This window comes from Salmonella sp. 32010601201800023SM, assembly GCF_017572235.1.
Classification (GTDB): Bacteria; Pseudomonadota; Gammaproteobacteria; order Enterobacterales; family Enterobacteriaceae; genus Salmonella; species Salmonella enterica.
The window spans coordinates 1,160,192-1,176,476 of sequence record NZ_JAGEQS010000001.1; the positions used below are offsets into that span (position 1 = coordinate 1,160,192).

General features: G+C 49.1%; 20 protein-coding genes and 1 tRNA gene. 13 read left to right on the plus strand and 8 right to left on the minus strand.

The features are described 5' to 3' along the window. The first annotated feature begins 26 nt into the window (after positions 1–26). Together J4617_RS05880 and J4617_RS05885 are read left to right on the plus strand one after the other, a co-directional pair. A complete protein-coding gene (locus tag J4617_RS05880; RefSeq protein WP_017465796.1) occupies positions 27–1,496 on the plus strand; it encodes a C69 family dipeptidase in 1,470 nt (489 codons plus the stop codon). A 108-nt stretch (positions 1,497–1,604) separates the two neighbouring features. Continuing rightward, complete coding sequence (locus J4617_RS05885) at positions 1,605–1,715, plus strand: hypothetical protein (RefSeq protein WP_000174813.1); 111 nt, start codon at positions 1,605–1,607, stop codon at positions 1,713–1,715. Here the strand turns inward: J4617_RS05885 and J4617_RS05890 are convergent, their stop codons facing one another. After that, positions 1,716–1,886 carry a YlcI/YnfO family protein gene (locus J4617_RS05890; protein ID WP_001111006.1) on the minus strand — a complete coding sequence of 57 codons (171 nt, stop codon included), beginning with the start codon at positions 1,884–1,886 and terminating at the stop codon, positions 1,716–1,718. 331 nt (positions 1,887–2,217) lie between these two features. On the opposite strand from J4617_RS05890, the gene sopB reads away from it, so the two are divergent. Both sopB and sigE read left to right on the plus strand, forming a co-directional pair. Beyond that, positions 2,218–3,903 carry an SPI-1 type III secretion system effector inositol phosphate phosphatase SopB gene (gene sopB, locus J4617_RS05895; RefSeq protein WP_001166946.1) on the plus strand — a complete coding sequence of 562 codons (1,686 nt, stop codon included), beginning with the start codon at positions 2,218–2,220 and terminating at the stop codon, positions 3,901–3,903. A 16-nt stretch (positions 3,904–3,919) separates the two neighbouring features. Beyond that, positions 3,920–4,261 (plus strand): type III secretion system chaperone SigE, encoded by a 342-nt coding sequence (gene sigE, locus J4617_RS05900; protein ID WP_000444724.1) that lies wholly within the window; start codon positions 3,920–3,922, stop codon positions 4,259–4,261. Between the two features lie 9 nt (positions 4,262–4,270). Here sigE and J4617_RS05905 read toward each other — a convergent pair whose 3' ends face one another. Further along, entirely contained in the window at positions 4,271–4,591 is a 321-nt protein-coding gene (locus tag J4617_RS05905; protein WP_010989012.1) for a membrane protein, read from the minus strand. A gap of 217 nt (positions 4,592–4,808) precedes the next feature. On the opposite strand from J4617_RS05905, the gene pipB reads away from it, so the two are divergent. Together pipB and pipA are read left to right on the plus strand one after the other, a co-directional pair. Continuing rightward, positions 4,809–5,684, plus strand: coding sequence for an SPI-2 type III secretion system effector PipB (gene pipB, locus J4617_RS05910; protein ID WP_001123040.1), 876 nt, complete (start codon positions 4,809–4,811; stop codon positions 5,682–5,684). Between the two features lie 221 nt (positions 5,685–5,905). Continuing rightward, on the plus strand, positions 5,906–6,586 hold the full coding sequence (gene pipA / locus J4617_RS05915) for a type III secretion system effector protease PipA (protein WP_208290676.1): 681 nt from the start codon (positions 5,906–5,908) through the stop codon (positions 6,584–6,586). Positions 6,587–6,722: 136 nt separating this feature from the next. On the opposite strand, the gene J4617_RS05920 is transcribed toward pipA, so the two are convergent. Beyond that, positions 6,723–6,810: transfer RNA gene (locus J4617_RS05920), tRNA-Ser, on the minus strand. A gap of 394 nt (positions 6,811–7,204) precedes the next feature. On the opposite strand from J4617_RS05920, the gene yccA reads away from it, so the two are divergent. Together yccA and tusE are read left to right on the plus strand one after the other, a co-directional pair. Further along, the gene (gene yccA, locus J4617_RS05925; RefSeq protein ID WP_000374046.1) at positions 7,205–7,864 is read left to right on the plus strand and encodes an FtsH protease modulator YccA; all 660 of its coding nucleotides are present in this window, start codon (positions 7,205–7,207) and stop codon (positions 7,862–7,864) included. An 86-nt stretch (positions 7,865–7,950) separates the two neighbouring features. Beyond that, positions 7,951–8,280, plus strand: a complete 330-nt coding sequence (gene tusE / locus J4617_RS05930; protein WP_000904446.1) for a sulfurtransferase TusE — start codon at positions 7,951–7,953, stop codon at positions 8,278–8,280. Here the strand turns inward: tusE and yccX are convergent. Genes yccX through J4617_RS05945 form a run of 3 tightly spaced genes read right to left on the minus strand, consistent with a single transcriptional unit; the run spans position 8,277 to position 9,960 of the window. After that, positions 8,277–8,558: an acylphosphatase gene (gene yccX / locus J4617_RS05935; protein ID WP_000072884.1), complete on the minus strand. Its 282-nt coding sequence runs from the start codon at positions 8,556–8,558 to the stop codon at positions 8,277–8,279. The two genes, tusE and yccX, sit on opposite strands and share 4 nt — an antisense overlap. Positions 8,559–8,606: 48 nt before the next feature. Continuing rightward, entirely contained in the window at positions 8,607–9,386 is a 780-nt protein-coding gene (locus J4617_RS05940) for an AraC family transcriptional regulator (protein WP_017465795.1), read from the minus strand. A gap of 25 nt (positions 9,387–9,411) precedes the next feature. Continuing rightward, the gene (locus J4617_RS05945; protein WP_000859416.1) at positions 9,412–9,960 is read right to left on the minus strand and encodes a YbhB/YbcL family Raf kinase inhibitor-like protein; all 549 of its coding nucleotides are present in this window, start codon (positions 9,958–9,960) and stop codon (positions 9,412–9,414) included. Positions 9,961–10,174: 214 nt separating this feature from the next. Between J4617_RS05945 and rlmI the strand changes: the two genes are divergently transcribed. After that, entirely contained in the window at positions 10,175–11,386 is a 1,212-nt protein-coding gene (gene rlmI, locus J4617_RS05950; protein WP_000140480.1) for a 23S rRNA (cytosine(1962)-C(5))-methyltransferase RlmI, read from the plus strand. Between the two features lie 57 nt (positions 11,387–11,443). Next, positions 11,444–11,761, plus strand: coding sequence for a heat shock protein HspQ (gene hspQ / locus J4617_RS05955; protein ID WP_000561983.1), 318 nt, complete (start codon positions 11,444–11,446; stop codon positions 11,759–11,761). 44 nt (positions 11,762–11,805) lie between these two features. Here the strand turns inward: hspQ and J4617_RS05960 are convergent, their stop codons facing one another. Then, positions 11,806–12,219, minus strand: coding sequence for a CoA-binding protein (locus J4617_RS05960; protein WP_001537782.1), 414 nt, complete (start codon positions 12,217–12,219; stop codon positions 11,806–11,808). A 173-nt stretch (positions 12,220–12,392) separates the two neighbouring features. Here J4617_RS05960 and J4617_RS05965 point away from each other — a divergent pair, with 173 nt between their 5' ends. After that, positions 12,393–13,055 carry a DUF2057 family protein gene (locus J4617_RS05965; protein ID WP_000847719.1) on the plus strand — a complete coding sequence of 221 codons (663 nt, stop codon included), beginning with the start codon at positions 12,393–12,395 and terminating at the stop codon, positions 13,053–13,055. Positions 13,056–13,149: 94 nt separating this feature from the next. Further along, on the plus strand, positions 13,150–13,608 hold the full coding sequence (gene mgsA / locus J4617_RS05970) for a methylglyoxal synthase (protein ID WP_000424187.1): 459 nt from the start codon (positions 13,150–13,152) through the stop codon (positions 13,606–13,608). A gap of 35 nt (positions 13,609–13,643) precedes the next feature. Here the strand turns inward: mgsA and helD are convergent, their stop codons facing one another. Beyond that, positions 13,644–15,698 (minus strand): DNA helicase IV, encoded by a 2,055-nt coding sequence (gene helD, locus J4617_RS05975; RefSeq protein WP_017465794.1) that lies wholly within the window; start codon positions 15,696–15,698, stop codon positions 13,644–13,646. A 123-nt stretch (positions 15,699–15,821) separates the two neighbouring features. Here helD and J4617_RS05980 point away from each other — a divergent pair, with 123 nt between their 5' ends. Next, positions 15,822–16,268, plus strand: coding sequence for a YccF domain-containing protein (locus tag J4617_RS05980; RefSeq protein WP_001261222.1), 447 nt, complete (start codon positions 15,822–15,824; stop codon positions 16,266–16,268). Positions 16,269–16,285 lie beyond the last annotated feature (17 nt).

Consider the following 16,285-nt stretch of genomic DNA (forward strand, 5'->3'; position numbering starts at 1 on the left):
TAACGCGTTATTCAGTGGGAACCTTTATGAAAAAGTATCTTGCATTCGCCGTTACGCTGCTGGGTATGGGTAAAGTCATCGCCTGTACTACCCTTTTGGTAGGCAATCAGGCTTCGGCTGACGGCTCCTTCATTATCGCGCGCAACGAAGATGGCTCGGCAAATAACGCCAAGCATAAGGTTATTCATCCCGTCGCGTTTCATCAACAAGGCGAGTATAAAGCACATCGCAACAATTTTAGCTGGCCGCTTCCGGAGACAGCGATGCGCTATACGGCGATTCATGACTTTGATACTAACGATAACGCCATGGGTGAAGCCGGTTTCAATTCGGCGGGCGTCGGAATGAGCGCAACGGAAACCATTTATAACGGCAGAGCGGCGCTGGCTGCCGATCCTTACGTGACAAAAACAGGAATCACGGAAGACGCCATTGAGTCCGTGATCCTGCCAGTGGCGCAATCGGCGCGTCAGGGCGCCAAATTACTGGGAGACATTATTGAACAAAAAGGCGCGGGCGAAGGTTTCGGCGTCGCGTTTATTGATAGCAAAGAGATATGGTATCTGGAGACGGGAAGCGGTCATCAATGGCTGGCAGTACGACTTCCGGCAGATAGCTATTTCGTTTCCGCCAATCAGGGACGTTTACGCCATTACGATCCGAATGATAACGCGAATTATATGGCGTCACCAACGTTAGTAAGCTTTGCGAAAAAGCAGGGATTATATGATCCGGCCCGCGGCGAATTCGACTTTCATCAAGCCTATTCGCAGGATAACAAAAACGATACCACCTATAATTATCCGCGCGTCTGGACGCTACAACACCAGTTTAATCCGCATCTGGATACGGTCGTTAGCGAAGGGGAAACATTTCCTGTTTTTTTAACGCCAATAAAGAAGATCAGCGTGGCGGCAGTAAAAAACGCGTTACGCAATCACTATCAGGGAACGTCGCACGACCCTTATGCCAGTCATAATCCACAAGAACCATGGCGACCTATATCCGTTTTTCGTACCCAGGAGTCACATATTTTACAGGTCAGACCGAAATTACCGCAGGCTATCGGCAACGTAGAATACATCGCCTATGGAATGCCATCTCTTAGCGTCTATCTCCCCTATTATCAGGGGATGCGTCATTATCAACCCGGAGATGATAAAGGAACCGATCGGGCGAGCAACGACTCTACCTACTGGACATTCCGCACGCTGCAAACGCTGGTTATGCAGGACTACAATGCGTTTGCGCCAGATGTGCAACACGCCTGGAAAACATTTGAACAGCAAACAGCTAAGCAGCAGTATAAGATGGAGCAGAGCTATCTGAGATTATATGCGTCGCATCCGAAAGAAGCACAACGCTTACTGCAAAATTTTGAAGATAAAACGATGCAAAATGCGCAGACGCTCGCCCGTCGCCTGACCAATAATATTATTACGACAATGACTTACCGCACAGATATGAAATATCACTTTTCAAGTACGCAACCATAAATTTAATGACAATCTATTAGCCACTCATACACAATAAGATAAAGCGGTACCAGAATTAGCCAGATATAAAAGACAATAATTATTATGGATTCATAGAGAGGATAGTTTATGACACTCCAGGCAAATATCAGCAGAGAGACAAAAGCGGCAAAAACCCAGGAGGTATATAAGCACGTTGTTCTTTTCAAAATGGCCGCCCCCTCTTACATAAGACGATAACTACAGCTTATGTCCCGTGTTACATAACTTTTCCCGACAGGCCTCTTTTACCCATGCTGAAAAATTCCGCGTCTTTTCAGATTTCAACGCGAATTCTATCTGTTCAAGCATGGAATAGGAAAAACGAATATTCTTCGTCACGGTCTTACTTGTCCGGGGCTTTGCTGGCATACACACACCTGTATAACATTTGATGTAACGCCGTTACTTTACGCAGGAGTAAATCGGTGAATTTGATCTGAGTCAAGAAGGTGGGTTTTCAATAAAAGTTGTGCCATAAATTGTGAAGTTTGTAGATTTTATGAACATTTGATGTACCGATCTCCCCCATGATCGCCACTACGTATGGACGTCAGGATACCTCCCCGCCTGATCAGAAGCGTTTCCTCATTAAAAAGGACATTTTTTTAAAGTTCCTGGTGCATAAAAGTCACATCCTTTTAAAGGGTTGTTAACCCTGTTGAATGTTCCCACTCCCCTATTCAGGAATATTAAAAACGCTATGCAAATACAGAGCTTCTATCACTCAGCTTCACTAAAAACCCAGGAGGCTTTTAAAAGCCTACAAAAAACCTTATACAACGGAATGCAGATTCTCTCAGGCCAGGGCAAAGCGCCGGCTAAAGCGCCCGACGCTCGCCCGGAAATTATTGTCCTGCGAGAACCCGGCGCGACATGGGGGAATTATCTACAGCATCAGAAGGCGTCTAACCACTCGCTGCATAACCTCTATAACTTACAGCGCGATCTTCTTACCGTCGCGGCAACCGTTCTGGGTAAACAAGACCCGGTTCTAACGTCAATGGCAAACCAAATGGAGTTAGCCAAAGTTAAAGCGGACCGGCCAGCAACAAAACAAGAAGAAGCCGCGGCAAAAGCATTGAAGAAAAATCTTATCGAACTTATTGCAGCACGCACTCAGCAGCAGGATGGCTTACCTGCAAAAGAAGCTCATCGCTTTGCGGCAGTAGCGTTTAGAGATGCTCAGGTCAAGCAGCTTAATAACCAGCCCTGGCAAACCATAAAAAATACACTCACGCATAACGGGCATCACTATACCAACACGCAGCTCCCTGCAGCAGAGATGAAAATCGGCGCAAAAGATATCTTTCCCAGTGCTTATGAGGGAAAGGGCGTATGCAGTTGGGATACCAAGAATATTCATCACGCCAATAATTTGTGGATGTCCACGGTGAGTGTGCATGAGGACGGTAAAGATAAAACGCTTTTTTGCGGGATACGTCATGGCGTGCTTTCCCCCTATCATGAAAAAGATCCGCTTCTGCGTCACGTCGGCGCTGAAAACAAAGCCAAAGAAGTATTAACTGCGGCACTTTTTAGTAAACCTGAGTTGCTTAACAAAGCCTTAGCGGGCGAGGCGGTAAGCCTGAAACTGGTATCCGTCGGGTTACTCACCGCGTCGAATATTTTCGGCAAAGAGGGAACGATGGTCGAGGACCAAATGCGCGCATGGCAATCGTTGACCCAGCCGGGAAAAATGATTCATTTAAAAATCCGCAATAAAGATGGCGATCTACAGACGGTAAAAATAAAACCGGACGTCGCCGCATTTAATGTGGGTGTTAATGAGCTGGCGCTCAAGCTCGGCTTTGGCCTTAAGGCATCGGATAGCTATAATGCCGAGGCGCTACATCAGTTATTAGGCAATGATTTACGCCCTGAAGCCAGACCAGGTGGCTGGGTTGGCGAATGGCTGGCGCAATACCCGGATAATTATGAGGTCGTCAATACATTAGCGCGCCAGATTAAGGATATATGGAAAAATAACCAACATCATAAAGATGGCGGCGAACCCTATAAACTCGCACAACGCCTTGCCATGTTAGCCCATGAAATTGACGCGGTACCCGCCTGGAATTGTAAAAGCGGCAAAGATCGTACAGGGATGATGGATTCAGAAATCAAGCGAGAGATCATTTCCTTACATCAGACCCATATGTTAAGTGCGCCTGGTAGTCTTCCGGATAGCGGTGGACAGAAAATTTTCCAAAAAGTATTACTGAATAGCGGTAACCTGGAGATTCAGAAACAAAATACGGGCGGGGCGGGAAACAAAGTAATGAAAAATTTATCGCCAGAGGTGCTCAATCTTTCCTATCAAAAACGAGTTGGGGATGAAAATATTTGGCAGTCAGTAAAAGGCATTTCTTCATTAATCACATCTTGAGTCTTGAGGTAACTATATGGAAAGTCTATTAAATCGTTTATATGACGCGTTAGGCCTGGATGCGCCAGAAGATGAGCCACTGCTTATCATTGATGATGGGATACAGGTTTATTTTAATGAATCCGATCATACACTGGAAATGTGCTGTCCCTTTATGCCATTGCCTGACGACATCCTGACTTTGCAGCATTTTTTACGTCTGAACTACACCAGCGCCGTCACTATCGGCGCTGACGCAGACAATACTGCTTTAGTGGCGCTTTATCGCTTGCCGCAAACCAGTACCGAAGAAGAGGCGCTCACTGGTTTTGAATTATTCATTTCAAACGTGAAGCAATTGAAAGAGCATTATGCATAATTTAATACGTCAACATACTTTCTTAATGAGATAAAACGCGATACGTATGCCCTTTACAAGAGACAAGACCAGAATCTTTGGTGGAAATGTAAGGGGCAAACGTTCATCTCTCTCATTTTGCTCTGTTTGCGGGAGCATTTTTAGTGTGTAAGTATTCCTGCTCATCAGGTTTTTACGCCATCTACGCGCATTTATTCTGGTATAAGTTGAAATACTGCAAAAAATATTAGTGCTTATTATTTTTTCTTTAAGTAAATTTTCGCTCAACAAACTTAATTGTTTATTCAATGATGATGAAGCGTAAGCTATGCTGGAAATGAAGGAAGTCAATAGCAAGGATAATCTTATTATTCACGGGTGATATTACTTCTGCTTCACCGTTATGGCAGATATCATCGCCTCTTGTCAGATGCCAGACACCTACTCATACTCAACCAAAGCTCTAAATACAAAAATCACCTTATATCTTTTTTTATTATTCCTTGTATAAATGTGACTTGACTCACACCTATAAGGAGTCGGCTCACTTCCATAAGAAGGAATCAAAATGCCAATAACTAACGCGTCCCCAGAAAATATATTAAGATATTTGCATGCGGCCGGTACCGGTACGAAAGAAGCAATGAAAAGTGCAACTTCACCACGCGGTATACTGGAATGGTTTGTCAATTTTTTTACCTGTGGTGGAGTAAGAAGAAGCAATGAAAGATGCTTTCGGGAGGTAATTGGAAAACTGACCACATCATTATTATATGTAAATAAAAATGCTTTCTTCGATGGTAATAAAATATTTCTGGAGGATGTCAACGGGTGTACTATATGTCTGTCATGTGGAGCAGCATCCGAAAATACGGATCCCATGGTCATTATTGAAGTGAACAAAAATGGAAAAACTGTAACGGATAAAGTTGATAGTGAGAGATTTTGGAATGTATGTCGAATGTTAAAACTGATGAGTAAACATAATATACAACAGCCTGATTCACTTATAACCGAGGATGGTTTTCTGAACCTGCGCGGAGTAAACCTGGCTCATAAAGATTTCCAGGGGGAAGATTTGTCAAAAATAGATGCTTCTAATGCAGATTTCCGTGAAACAACTCTTTCTAATGTAAATTTAGTCGGTGCAAATTTGTGTTGTGCAAATCTACACGCTGTAAATCTAATGGGTTCAAACATGACTAAAGCAAACCTGACTCACGCAGACCTGACTTGCGCTAACATGTCCGGTGTAAACTTAACCGCTGCAATTCTATTCGGCTCAGACTTAACTGACACCAAACTAAATGGTGCGAAATTAGATAAGATAGCTCTAACTTTAGCGAAAGCATTAACAGGAGCCGATCTGACAGGTAGTCAACATACCCCTACTCCACTCCCGGATTACAATGATAGAACTCTTTTCCCCCATCCGATATTTTAGTCGAGATAAAGGGATTTTATAAACAAGAAGTATTCAAACAGAGGCCCCCTTGTTTTATTAAATAAACCCCGCCCCTAAGTTTCATTATAAATAACATTTTCAGCGTATTACTTGTTGGCTTTGTCTGAATCATAGCGTTATCTGTATGTGGCACATTAACTAAAAACACTATTATTGTTTAATTTAAATAATTCATAATTGTAGTCAGGAAATAAGAAGTTATGCTTCCGGTCACCTACAGATTAATACCTCAAAGCGGAGTATCCACATATGGATTAAATACCGCAGATACACCTGTTTTCCCCGATATTCCCGAACATGCACCAAACCCCTCACGGCTACGCCTTGCTCATGACAGCCTTGCCATAAACAGTGAATTCCGTCTGGAGCCAGAGTGTGTGGTGGAGTACCTTATCTCAGGCGCGGGTGGAATAGACCCTGATACAGAAATTGATGACGACACTTATGACGAATGCTACGATGAACTATCCTCCGTACTTCAAAATGCGTATACCCAAAGCGAAACATTCCGCAGACTGATGAATTACGCATATGAAAAAGAACTACATGATGTGGAGCAGCGCTGGCTACTGGGGGCAGGCGAAGCCTTTGAAACTACCGTGGCTCAGGAACACTTCAAACTTTCAGAAGGCAGGAAAGTTATTTGTCTCAATCTGGACGATTCTGATGATTCATATACCGAACATGATGAAAGTAACGAAGGAAGACAACTTTTTGACACAAAACGTTCATTTATTCATGAAGTTGTACATGCACTGACCCATCTTCAGGATAAAGAAGAAAATCATCCAAGAGGCCCTGTTGTCGAATATACCAACATTATTCTGAAAGAGATGGGGCATCCTTCACCTCCCAGAATGGTCTACATCTTCAATAAATAGACACATCAGGAAACGAAAAGAAACTAAAAACCCACGTAGTCCGTTTTTTCGGGAAATGTTCTAGCAGTATTTTCTAACTATATTCTAAGCGCCCAAAAAACAAAGGGGTTACCTTTCGGTAACCCCTTGTTTAATCTGGCGGAAGCGCAGAGATTCGAACTCTGGAACCCTTTCGGGTCGCCGGTTTTCAAGACCGGTGCCTTCAACCGCTCGGCCACACTTCCGGAATGAGGCGCACTATAAACATCCCGGTGCGTCATGTAAAGACCGAATGTGTTCGTTTGCGTGAAAAACAGGCAAATTTTCGTTAATTGCCTGAAATAGCGGCACATTGACCATTTCTTCAACACAAAAACTGGCTTAATACGTGTTGATCGTCCCCACTGTTTTACCGCTGTGATTATCAATTTTTTATCGGTAACGCGTGGTTGGCGCTGCCGCCTGTTTTATGGCGTAGCGCCAGGCATGAGCAGACCGTTTTAACGACGGTAATCACCTGAAATCTCTTAAGGAAACTAAACGTAAACGAATGCGTAAAGATGGGTAAAACCACTGGGTGACAGTGACTGTTTTTATTATTCTCCTTTATTAATTACATCTGTCATAAGAGAGTGACTAATGGATCGTATCATTACATCATCGCGTGATCGTAGCTCGCTACTGAGTACGCACAAAGTACTGCGCAACACCTATTTTCTGTTGAGCCTGACGCTGGCTTTCTCCGCAATTACCGCGACAGCCAGTACGGTACTGATGCTGCCCTCCCCCGGCCTGATTCTGACGCTGGTCGGTATGTATGGGCTGATGTTCCTGACCTATAAAACCGCCAATAAGCCGGTCGGTATCCTGTCTGCTTTTGCGTTTACCGGCTTCCTCGGCTATATCCTGGGCCCGATTCTTAACGCCTATCTGTCAGCAGGCATGGGCGATGTCATTGGCCTGGCGCTGGGTGGTACCGCGTTAGTATTTTTCTGCTGCTCCGCTTACGTTCTGACCACCCGTAAGGATATGTCTTTCCTGGGCGGTATGTTAATGGCCGGGATCGTCGTCGTGCTGATTGGTATGGTGGCGAATATTTTCCTGCAACTGCCTGCATTGCACCTGGCGATTAGCGCGGTGTTTATCCTGATTTCCTCGGGCGCTATCCTGTATGAAACCAGTAACATCATTCACGGCGGTGAAACCAACTATATTCGTGCGACCGTCAGTCTGTACGTTTCGCTGTACAACATCTTTGTCAGCCTGCTCAGCATTCTGGGCTTCGCCAGCCGCGACTAATCGACATTCCCCTCTTCCAGCCCTGCTTATGCAGGGCTTTATTTTTTGCTACACTGCCGTCCGTGTTGATTACGCAGTGAAACGTTATGTTGATCTTTGAAGGTAAAGAAATCAGTACTGATAGCGAAGGCTATCTGAAAGAGACGACGCAGTGGAGTGAAGCGCTGGCAGTCGCTATCGCCGCCAATGAAGGCATTGAGCTCTCTGCGGAACACTGGGAAGTCGTGCGCTTCGTGCGCGAATTTTACCTGGAGTTTAATACCTCTCCCGCCATCCGAATGCTGGTAAAAGCGATGGCGAATAAGTTCGGCGAAGAAAAAGGCAATAGCCGCTATCTGTATCGTCTGTTCCCGAAAGGCCCGGCAAAGCAAGCGACCAAAATCGCCGGTCTGCCCAAACCGGTAAAGTGTATTTAATACCGAATACTGAAGCCTGTTAGCGTCTCGCGAGGGCTGTGCGGTTCAGTGAGGATTTTGTCCACACGAGCAGAGCGCGGCCCGCCCTCTTTCAGCCACTTGATGAGTTTTTCCACCTGCGCCGCGTCGCCACAGGCCACCACTTCTACGCTTCCGTCATCCATATTCTTCGCATAGCCGGTTAACCCCAGCCGCTGCGCCTCATGCTGCGTGGTATAGCGAAACCCTACTCCCTGAACGCGACCATAAACCCAGGCGATAATGCAGACGTTCGACATAATGGTTCTCCTTTCATAATCAGTGGTGGAGGCTCATACAGGACATACTTAACGTACCTGACTGGGCAGACACCCATAATGCTGGCGGAATCTGGCCGTAAATCGCGACCCCGACAGGTAGCCGCACCGTAGCGCTATTTCGCCGATCGGCAGCGTCGTCGATTGCAGTTGAGAAAGCGCGCAGGACATGCGTACCTCTTCAATAATTTGCCGATAACTCTGCGATTCGCGCTGCAAACGCCGACGCAGCGTCGATGTTCCCATAGCAAGACGGCGGGCTATCTCCTGGGCTGTCCATAGCTTAGCAGGTGAGAGCATAATCAGTTGCCGCACCTGCTCCGTGAGGGTGTAACGCCGTTCAATAAGCAGCGGTCCCGCCGCGCCATCATGCAAAAGCGCTAACAGTAACCCCATCGCCTGATGTTCCTGTAGCCCGGCAGGTAAGCCCTGGCGCACAGCATCCAACACGTTCTCCCACATAAATGTCAGGCTACGGCTCATCGGGGTACACAGCGATGTCAGGTTTGCCGGTGGATAATCCTGAACGTACATCGTTTTAAAGCGAGCAATAATCTCCGGTGAAAGTAATAACAGGTCGGAGCGAAAACCGTTCTGCGCAGGCTGATTAATAATCTCCAGCGGCGTGTTCGCCGGGATAATAATCAACTCGCCAGGCCCGGCGACAAGGCGGCTATCATCCTGAATGATGACTTTACTGCCCTGCGTAATATGGCAGATAGCGGCGGAAAAAAGCGTAACACGATGCAAACGGTGCAGATGACTGGAACGCACCTCTGCCGTCGTAAGATCCTGATGTCGAATATGCATCTCCTGCACCGTGCCGTCCTCTGTTTTATCTTCCGTATGTGGCCGTGAATTTTGCTTTCGCAATCACATGCGCGTTAAGCATAAACCCTACCAACGCGCCACTTGACTCACTGTCGAGCGGCAGTGTTGCCGTATTCAGCGCCCACACAGTAAACTGATAGCGATGAGGCTTATCGCCCGGCGGCGGACAGGCGCCGCCAAAGCCAGCATAACCGAAATCATTACGTCCCTGCACCACTCCGGCGGGTAACGTTTTTTTATCAGCCCCCGTGGGCAGGTCGTGAATCTGCGCAGGAATATTCACCATCGTCCAGTGCCACCAGCCGCTTCCGGTGGGCGCATCAGGATCGAAGACGGTAATAGCGTAGCTTTTGGTTCCGGCAGGCGGATTGCGCCAGCTCAGCTGCGGCGAAATATTTTCTCCGCTACAACCAAATCCTTTAAAGACGTGCTGTTGCGTTAAACGAAAATCCGCCGGAATATCCGCGCTACTGAGGCTAAACGCCGACGCGGCAGATACGCCGCCACTCAATGCCATCATTGCGGCTGCGGTCAAAGAGAAGACTGTTTTCATTGTATTTCCTTCTTTATGTAAAGAAATAACACTATAAAAAGCGCCCGCCGAAGAAACTGTGCCTTTACGATTCTATTTTGTGCAGAAACGCTCACCGCCATACGCTGGTGATTGCCCCTCTCATCTGTGCTACCCTACGCGCCATTTCGTTTTCACGGTCCCTGGCTGGAGCTATCATCCGGCTCGCGTCACTGTTTGTGAGAGGTTACTCCGCATGACTGAATCTACATTTCCGCAATATCCCCGTTTAGTCCTCAGCAAAGGGCGAGAAAAATCTTTACTCCGCCGCCACCCATGGGTCTTTTCCGGCGCCGTCTCCCGTCTGGAAGGCAAAGCCAACCTGGGTGAAACTATCGATATCGTCGACCATCAGGGAAAGTGGTTAGCACGCGGCGCCTGGTCGCCAGCCTCCCAGATCCGCGCGCGCGTCTGGACATTTGATAAAGCAGAATCCATTGATATTGCGTTTTTCACCCGCCGCCTGCGCCAGGCGCAGCAGTGGCGCGACTGGCTGGCGAAAAAAGACGGTCTGGATAGCTATCGTCTGATCGCCGGTGAATCCGATGGCCTGCCTGGCGTCACTATCGATCGTTTTGGTCATTTTTTGGTGCTGCAACTGCTCAGCGCCGGGGCCGAATATCAACGCGCCGCATTAATTAGCGCTCTGCAAACATGCTATCCGGATTGCGCTATTTACGATCGCAGCGACGTCGCCGTGCGGAAAAAAGAAGGGATGGCGCTGACGCAGGGCCCGGTCACTGGCGAACTGCCGCCTGCGCTTTTGCCAATTGAAGAACACGGTATGAAATTGCTGGTCGATATCCAGGGCGGCCACAAAACCGGTTATTATCTTGATCAGCGCGACAGTCGTCTGGCGACGCGCCGCTACGTGGAAAATCAGCGGGTACTGAACTGCTTCTCTTATACCGGCGGTTTTGCCGTGTCGGCGTTAATGGGCGGTTGTCGCCAGGTTGTCAGCGTGGATACCTCACAGGATGCGCTGGATATCGCCAGGCAAAACGTTGAACTGAACCAACTGGACTTGAGCAAAGCCGAATTCGTGCGCGACGACGTGTTTAAGTTGCTGCGCGCTTACCGTGAACACGGCGAAAAATTCGACGTCATCATCATGGACCCGCCCAAATTCGTTGAAAATAAAAGCCAGTTAATGGGCGCCTGCCGGGGCTATAAAGACATTAACATGTTAGCGATTCAACTGCTCAATCCGGGCGGCATACTGCTGACATTCTCTTGCTCCGGACTGATGACCAGCGATTTATTTCAGAAAATCATTGCCGATGCCGCAATAGATGCCGGTCGTGATGTACAATTTATAGAGCAGTTCCGTCAGGCCGCCGATCACCCGGTGATCGCCACCTACCCGGAAGGGCTGTATCTGAAAGGGTTTGCCTGTCGCGTCATGTAACTTGAAAAGTGGAATAGTATCCTCATATAAAGGGTATCTATTTCCCGGGAGGTGACTATGATAGCCAGCAAATTCGGTATCGGCCAACAGGTCCGCCATTCCCTGTTAGGTTACCTCGGAGTGGTCGTCGATATCGACCCGGAATATTCGCTTGATGAGCCGTCGCCTGATGAACTGGCGGTTAACGACGAACTTCGCGCCGCTCCGTGGTACCACGTGGTAATGGAAGATGATGATGGTCAGCCAGTGCATACTTATCTGGCCGAGGCCCAGTTGCGAAGCGAAATGCGGGACGAGCATCCAGAACAGCCATCGATGGATGAACTGGCGCGTACCATTCGCAAGCAGCTTCAGGCGCCGCGACTACGTAACTGATTGTATTTAAAAGGCCGGAAAGCGATATCCGGCCATTTAAACTTTTATTTCGCCAGCCCCAGGCGAGGGATCTCAATCGCCGGGCAGCGATCCATCACCACGGTCATGCCTGCATCCCGCGCCAGCACCGCCGCCTGTTCGTTGATCACGCCAAGCTGTAGCCATAGCGTTTTTGCGCCGATGGCGATAGCTTCCTGCGCGACGCCCCATGCAGCTTCAGAGTTGCGAAAAACATCCACCATATCGACTTTTTCGGGAATGTCCGCCAGCGTGGCATACCCCTGTTGCCCCAGCAATGTCTTACCCGCGACTTTTGGCGCAACCGGAATCACATGGTAGCCCTGTTCAAGCAGGTATTTCATTACCCGATAACTTGGACGATCGGGTTTATCGCTCGCACCTACCAGCGCGATAGTGCGAGTGGACGTCAAAACATCAGCAATATCGGTCTCTTTCATCATCTTTCTCCTGGCTGTTTTGCAAAGTGTACGACAAACCTGACATAGCAACCATTCATCCCATACCGATGTATGAGAGCAAAACGCCAAAATATGTCTATATGTTAGTAAACATGATCTAAGAAAAATTTCGATACATTATTAGCCAGACGGCCTTTGGACAGGAGAACCTTATGAAAACCGGCGCGCTAGCCACCTTCCTTGCTCTCTGTTTGCCGGTGACTGTTTTTGCCACAACGCTCCGTTTGTCTAATGAGGTTGATCTGCTGGTGCTGGACGGCAAAAAGGTGTCCAGCTCTTTATTACGCGGCGCAGAGAGCATTGAACTGGAAAACGGGCCGCATCAACTCGTTTTCCGGGTGGAAAAAACCATCCGCCTGCCCGGTAATGAAGAGCGGCTTTATATTTCTCCGCCGCTGGTGATAAGTTTCGATACCCAACTGATAAGTCAGGTCAATTTCCAGCTCCCGCGGCTGGAAAACGAGCGCGAAGCCTCGCATTTTAACGCGGCGCCGCGTCTGGCGCTTTTGGACGGCGACGCCATGCCCATTCCGGTAAAACTCGATATTCTGGCCATTACTTCTACGGCTAAAGTGGTCGATTATGAAATAGAGACCGAGCGTTATAATAAATCGGCGAAACGCGCCTCGCTTCCTCAGTTCGCCACGATGATGGCAGACGACAGCACATTACTTTCCGACGTCTCAGAGCTTGATACCGTACCGCCGCAATCACAAACTCTGACAGAACAGCGGCTGAAATATTGGTTCCGACTGGCCGACCCGCAGACACGCCATCATTTTCTGCAATGGGCGGAAAAACAGCCGCCCTCTTGATATGAGTTGTCCCAGCGCGCAATTTTTTTCTCTTTCTCTTGCAGCATCAAGCGCTTCCAGTAATCTGTAGACAGGTTAACTACGGAATCGAATTATGGAACTGACGACTCGCACCTTGCCGACGCGCAAACATATCGCGTTGGTTGCTCACGACCACTGCAAACAGATGTTAATGAACTGGGTGGAACGCCATCAGCCGTTGCTGGAAAAACACGTTCTTTATGCAACCGGCACCACGGGGAATCTGATCCAGCGCGCAACCGGTATGGACGTTAATGCGATGCTGAGCGGCCCGATGGGCGGCGACCAGCAGGTTGGCGCACTCATTTCAGAAGGGAAAATCGACGTGTTGATTTTCTTCTGGGACCCGCTTAACGCGGTACCGCACGACCCCGATGTCAAAGCGCTACTGCGTCTGGCCACCGTATGGAATATCCCTGTCGCCACTAACGTCTCAACGGCGGACTTTATCATCCAGTCCCCGCATTTTAATGACGCTGTAGATATTCTTATTCCGGATTATGCGCGTTATCTGGCCGAGCGCCTGAAATAAACGCTACGCGGGCGGGATGCTGTACCGCCCGCGCTTTAGGGCTTCCTCGCCACCGGCACATCCAGCTGTTTAAGCGCCTCCACAAAGCGCGAGGGATTATCTTTATTAAAAAGCAGCCAGACCCGCGCACGCGCGCGCGTCAACGCCACATATAACAAACGCCGCTCTTCAGCGTCCGGAAAATCCTCAACCTGAGGAAGAAGCGCACTTTCCATAATGGATTCTCGCGCCGGGGCGGGGAAACCGTCGTTACCCTCCTGCAATCCGACAAGAATCACGTAATCGGCCTGTTGGCCTTTGCTGGCATGGATAGTCATGAAGTCTATCTGTAACTTCGGCCAGCGAGTCGCCGCTTTTTGTAGACTCGCGGGTTTCAGATGGTGATAGCGCGCCAGCACCAGGATACGTTCATCTTCCTTCGCATAGCCGGATAATTTATCCAGTAACGCGTCCAACTGGCTTTCATCCAATAACGTCACCGCTTTTTTATCGCCTGGGGTCAGACTATTTAACGGTTTTTTAAGCTGGTGCGGATTCTGCTGTACAAAGCGATTGGCAATATCGCCAATCCGACTGTTAAAGCGGTACGTGGTGTCCAGGTGGCAATGCTCGCCCTCGCCGAACGTCTGATGAAACGCCGTCGTTAAGGAGAGCTGCGCCCCGCTAAAACGGTAAATCGCCTGCCAGTCATCGCCAACGGCAAACAGCGTAGTCTGGCTATTCTGCTTGCGCAGCGCCTCTAACAGCGCCGCCCGTTGCGGGGAAATATCCTGAAATTCATCGACCAGAATATGCTTCCACGGGCTGATAAAACGCCCTTTTTCGAGGATCACCATTGCCTGATGGATCAGCCCGGAGAAATCAACGGCATTTTCCGCTTTCAACGCGCTTTTCCAGGCCTTTAGCAGCGGCGCCATCAGCTTAATGCGTTTGCCAAACAGCTCGCGGCACTCCTCTGGCGCGCCAGCGATCATTTCTGCCTGCGCGCCGCCGTGCATACGCATCAAACTGACCCAACGATCCAGGCGAGGGGCCAGACGCCGCTGCAATGTCTCATCGTCCCAGAAATTACCTTCCGGCACTACCCACTGCATCTCCTCTTCCAGCCACTGACGCCAGCCTTTGGCCTGCGCTTTTTTCTCGCTACACTGCTGACGCCAGGTGCGCAGAAATAGCTGATGCCGCGCGGTGGCGTCACTTTCCAGCTTACTGATAACCGGCGCTTTTTTACTGCCTTGCTGAATAATATACAGCGCCAGCGAATGGAACGTACGGGCAGTAATCTCTTCCGTATGTAAGCGCTCGCGGATACGCTCATCCATCTCCTCTGCCGCCTTGCGACCAAACGCCAGTAAAAGAATTTGCCCCGCATCTGCTTGTCCGCGCGCCAACAGCCAACCCGCGCGCGCCACCAGCACCGAGGTCTTACCGCTTCCCGCGCCCGCCAGTACCAGTAACGATGATTCGCCGTTAACCACCGCCCTGGCCTGGGAAGGATTAAGCGGAGAAGATTCTATCTGCGTAAAAAAGTCGGCATGCGCTTCCAGCATGGCATCAGCATACGCCTGATTATGCTGCTGCCGACTTCCCTCGCTATCCTGTAACCATGCCAGACACTTACGCCATATCTCGCGACAGTGAGCAAACTCCTCCAGACGTGAGACCGGCAGCGGCAAGGCGGCAAACGTCTGGCGAATTTCGTGTTCCAGCCCCCGAACGCGTTCACGGGTAAGCCATTGGTTTTCGCCCGTTCGCTCACTAATACGCGCCCATTGCTCTTGTAATGCCTGCGCGGCGACATCACTCATCTCCTGGCTCCAGCGACGCCAGTGCGCGTCCAGATAGCGATGGAATTGCTGGGTTTCCGACCACTCGGTACCGTGCAAACGCACGACTTTATCCTCGGGGAGGACAAACTCCAGCTCGCCCCATACCAGCCCACGCTTACAGTGAATCGCCAATAACTGATTGAATGGAATAAGATATTCATGCCTGTCGCCAGACACTTTCACCCCAGCGTTGAGGATCACGGCACGATCATACGGGTGTTGCGCCAGACGTTTTCCAAGAGAAGTTGCTTTCAGTTCCATGACTCAGCGAATCCAGACGTAAAGATGTGCTTATCAGTGTAACCGCCAGAGAAAACGTGCTCCAGTCTAAAAAAACGTTACAATTGCCCGCAGTGATAGAAAACCGGAATGAACTGAGGGTTTATGCGTACCGTTCTGAATATTTTAAACTTTGTACTGGGCGGCTTTGCCACTACGCTGGCCTGGCTGCTGGCGACGCTGGTCAGTATTGTGCTTATTTTTACCCTGCCGTTGACCCGCTCCTGCTGGGAGATAACCAAGCTGTCCCTGTTCCCTTACGGTAATGAAGCCATTCACGTTGACGAACTTAATCCGGCGGCGAAAAGCGTATTAATGAATACTGGCGGTACCTTGCTGAATATTTTCTGGTTACTTTTTTTCGGCTGGTGGCTATGCCTGATGCACATTGCCTCCGGTATCGCGCAGTGTGTCACTATCATCGGGATACCTGTCGGTATTGCGAACTTTAAAATTGCCGCGATTGCGCTTTGGCCTGTCGGTCGCCGCGTCGTCTCTGTAGAAACCGCTCGCGCCGCGCGAGAAGCTAACGCGCGCCGCCGTTTTGAATGATCGGGACAAATAGCCTT

Excerpts from the sequence above, each read along its gene's own strand:
- J4617_RS05880 (WP_017465796.1), top strand. The coding sequence starts at position 27 with ATGAAAAAGTATCTTGCATTCGCCGTTACGCTGCTGGGTATGGGTAAA.
- J4617_RS05885 (WP_000174813.1), top strand. The coding sequence starts at position 1,605 with ATGACACTCCAGGCAAATATCAGCAGAGAGACAAAAGCGGCAAAAACC.
- J4617_RS05890 (WP_001111006.1), bottom strand. The coding sequence starts at position 1,886 with ATGCCAGCAAAGCCCCGGACAAGTAAGACCGTGACGAAGAATATTCGT.
- sopB (WP_001166946.1), top strand. The coding sequence starts at position 2,218 with ATGCAAATACAGAGCTTCTATCACTCAGCTTCACTAAAAACCCAGGAG.
- sigE (WP_000444724.1), top strand. The coding sequence starts at position 3,920 with ATGGAAAGTCTATTAAATCGTTTATATGACGCGTTAGGCCTGGATGCG.
- pipB (WP_001123040.1), top strand. The coding sequence starts at position 4,809 with ATGCCAATAACTAACGCGTCCCCAGAAAATATATTAAGATATTTGCAT.
- pipA (WP_208290676.1), top strand. The coding sequence starts at position 5,906 with ATGCTTCCGGTCACCTACAGATTAATACCTCAAAGCGGAGTATCCACA.
- yccA (WP_000374046.1), top strand. The coding sequence starts at position 7,205 with ATGGATCGTATCATTACATCATCGCGTGATCGTAGCTCGCTACTGAGT.
- tusE (WP_000904446.1), top strand. The coding sequence starts at position 7,951 with ATGTTGATCTTTGAAGGTAAAGAAATCAGTACTGATAGCGAAGGCTAT.
- yccX (WP_000072884.1), bottom strand. The coding sequence starts at position 8,558 with ATGTCGAACGTCTGCATTATCGCCTGGGTTTATGGTCGCGTTCAGGGA.
- J4617_RS05940 (WP_017465795.1), bottom strand. The coding sequence starts at position 9,386 with ATGCATATTCGACATCAGGATCTTACGACGGCAGAGGTGCGTTCCAGT.
- J4617_RS05945 (WP_000859416.1), bottom strand. The coding sequence starts at position 9,960 with ATGAAAACAGTCTTCTCTTTGACCGCAGCCGCAATGATGGCATTGAGT.
- rlmI (WP_000140480.1), top strand. The coding sequence starts at position 10,175 with ATGACTGAATCTACATTTCCGCAATATCCCCGTTTAGTCCTCAGCAAA.
- hspQ (WP_000561983.1), top strand. The coding sequence starts at position 11,444 with ATGATAGCCAGCAAATTCGGTATCGGCCAACAGGTCCGCCATTCCCTG.
- J4617_RS05960 (WP_001537782.1), bottom strand. The coding sequence starts at position 12,219 with ATGAAAGAGACCGATATTGCTGATGTTTTGACGTCCACTCGCACTATC.
- J4617_RS05965 (WP_000847719.1), top strand. The coding sequence starts at position 12,393 with ATGAAAACCGGCGCGCTAGCCACCTTCCTTGCTCTCTGTTTGCCGGTG.
- mgsA (WP_000424187.1), top strand. The coding sequence starts at position 13,150 with ATGGAACTGACGACTCGCACCTTGCCGACGCGCAAACATATCGCGTTG.
- helD (WP_017465794.1), bottom strand. The coding sequence starts at position 15,698 with ATGGAACTGAAAGCAACTTCTCTTGGAAAACGTCTGGCGCAACACCCG.
- J4617_RS05980 (WP_001261222.1), top strand. The coding sequence starts at position 15,822 with ATGCGTACCGTTCTGAATATTTTAAACTTTGTACTGGGCGGCTTTGCC.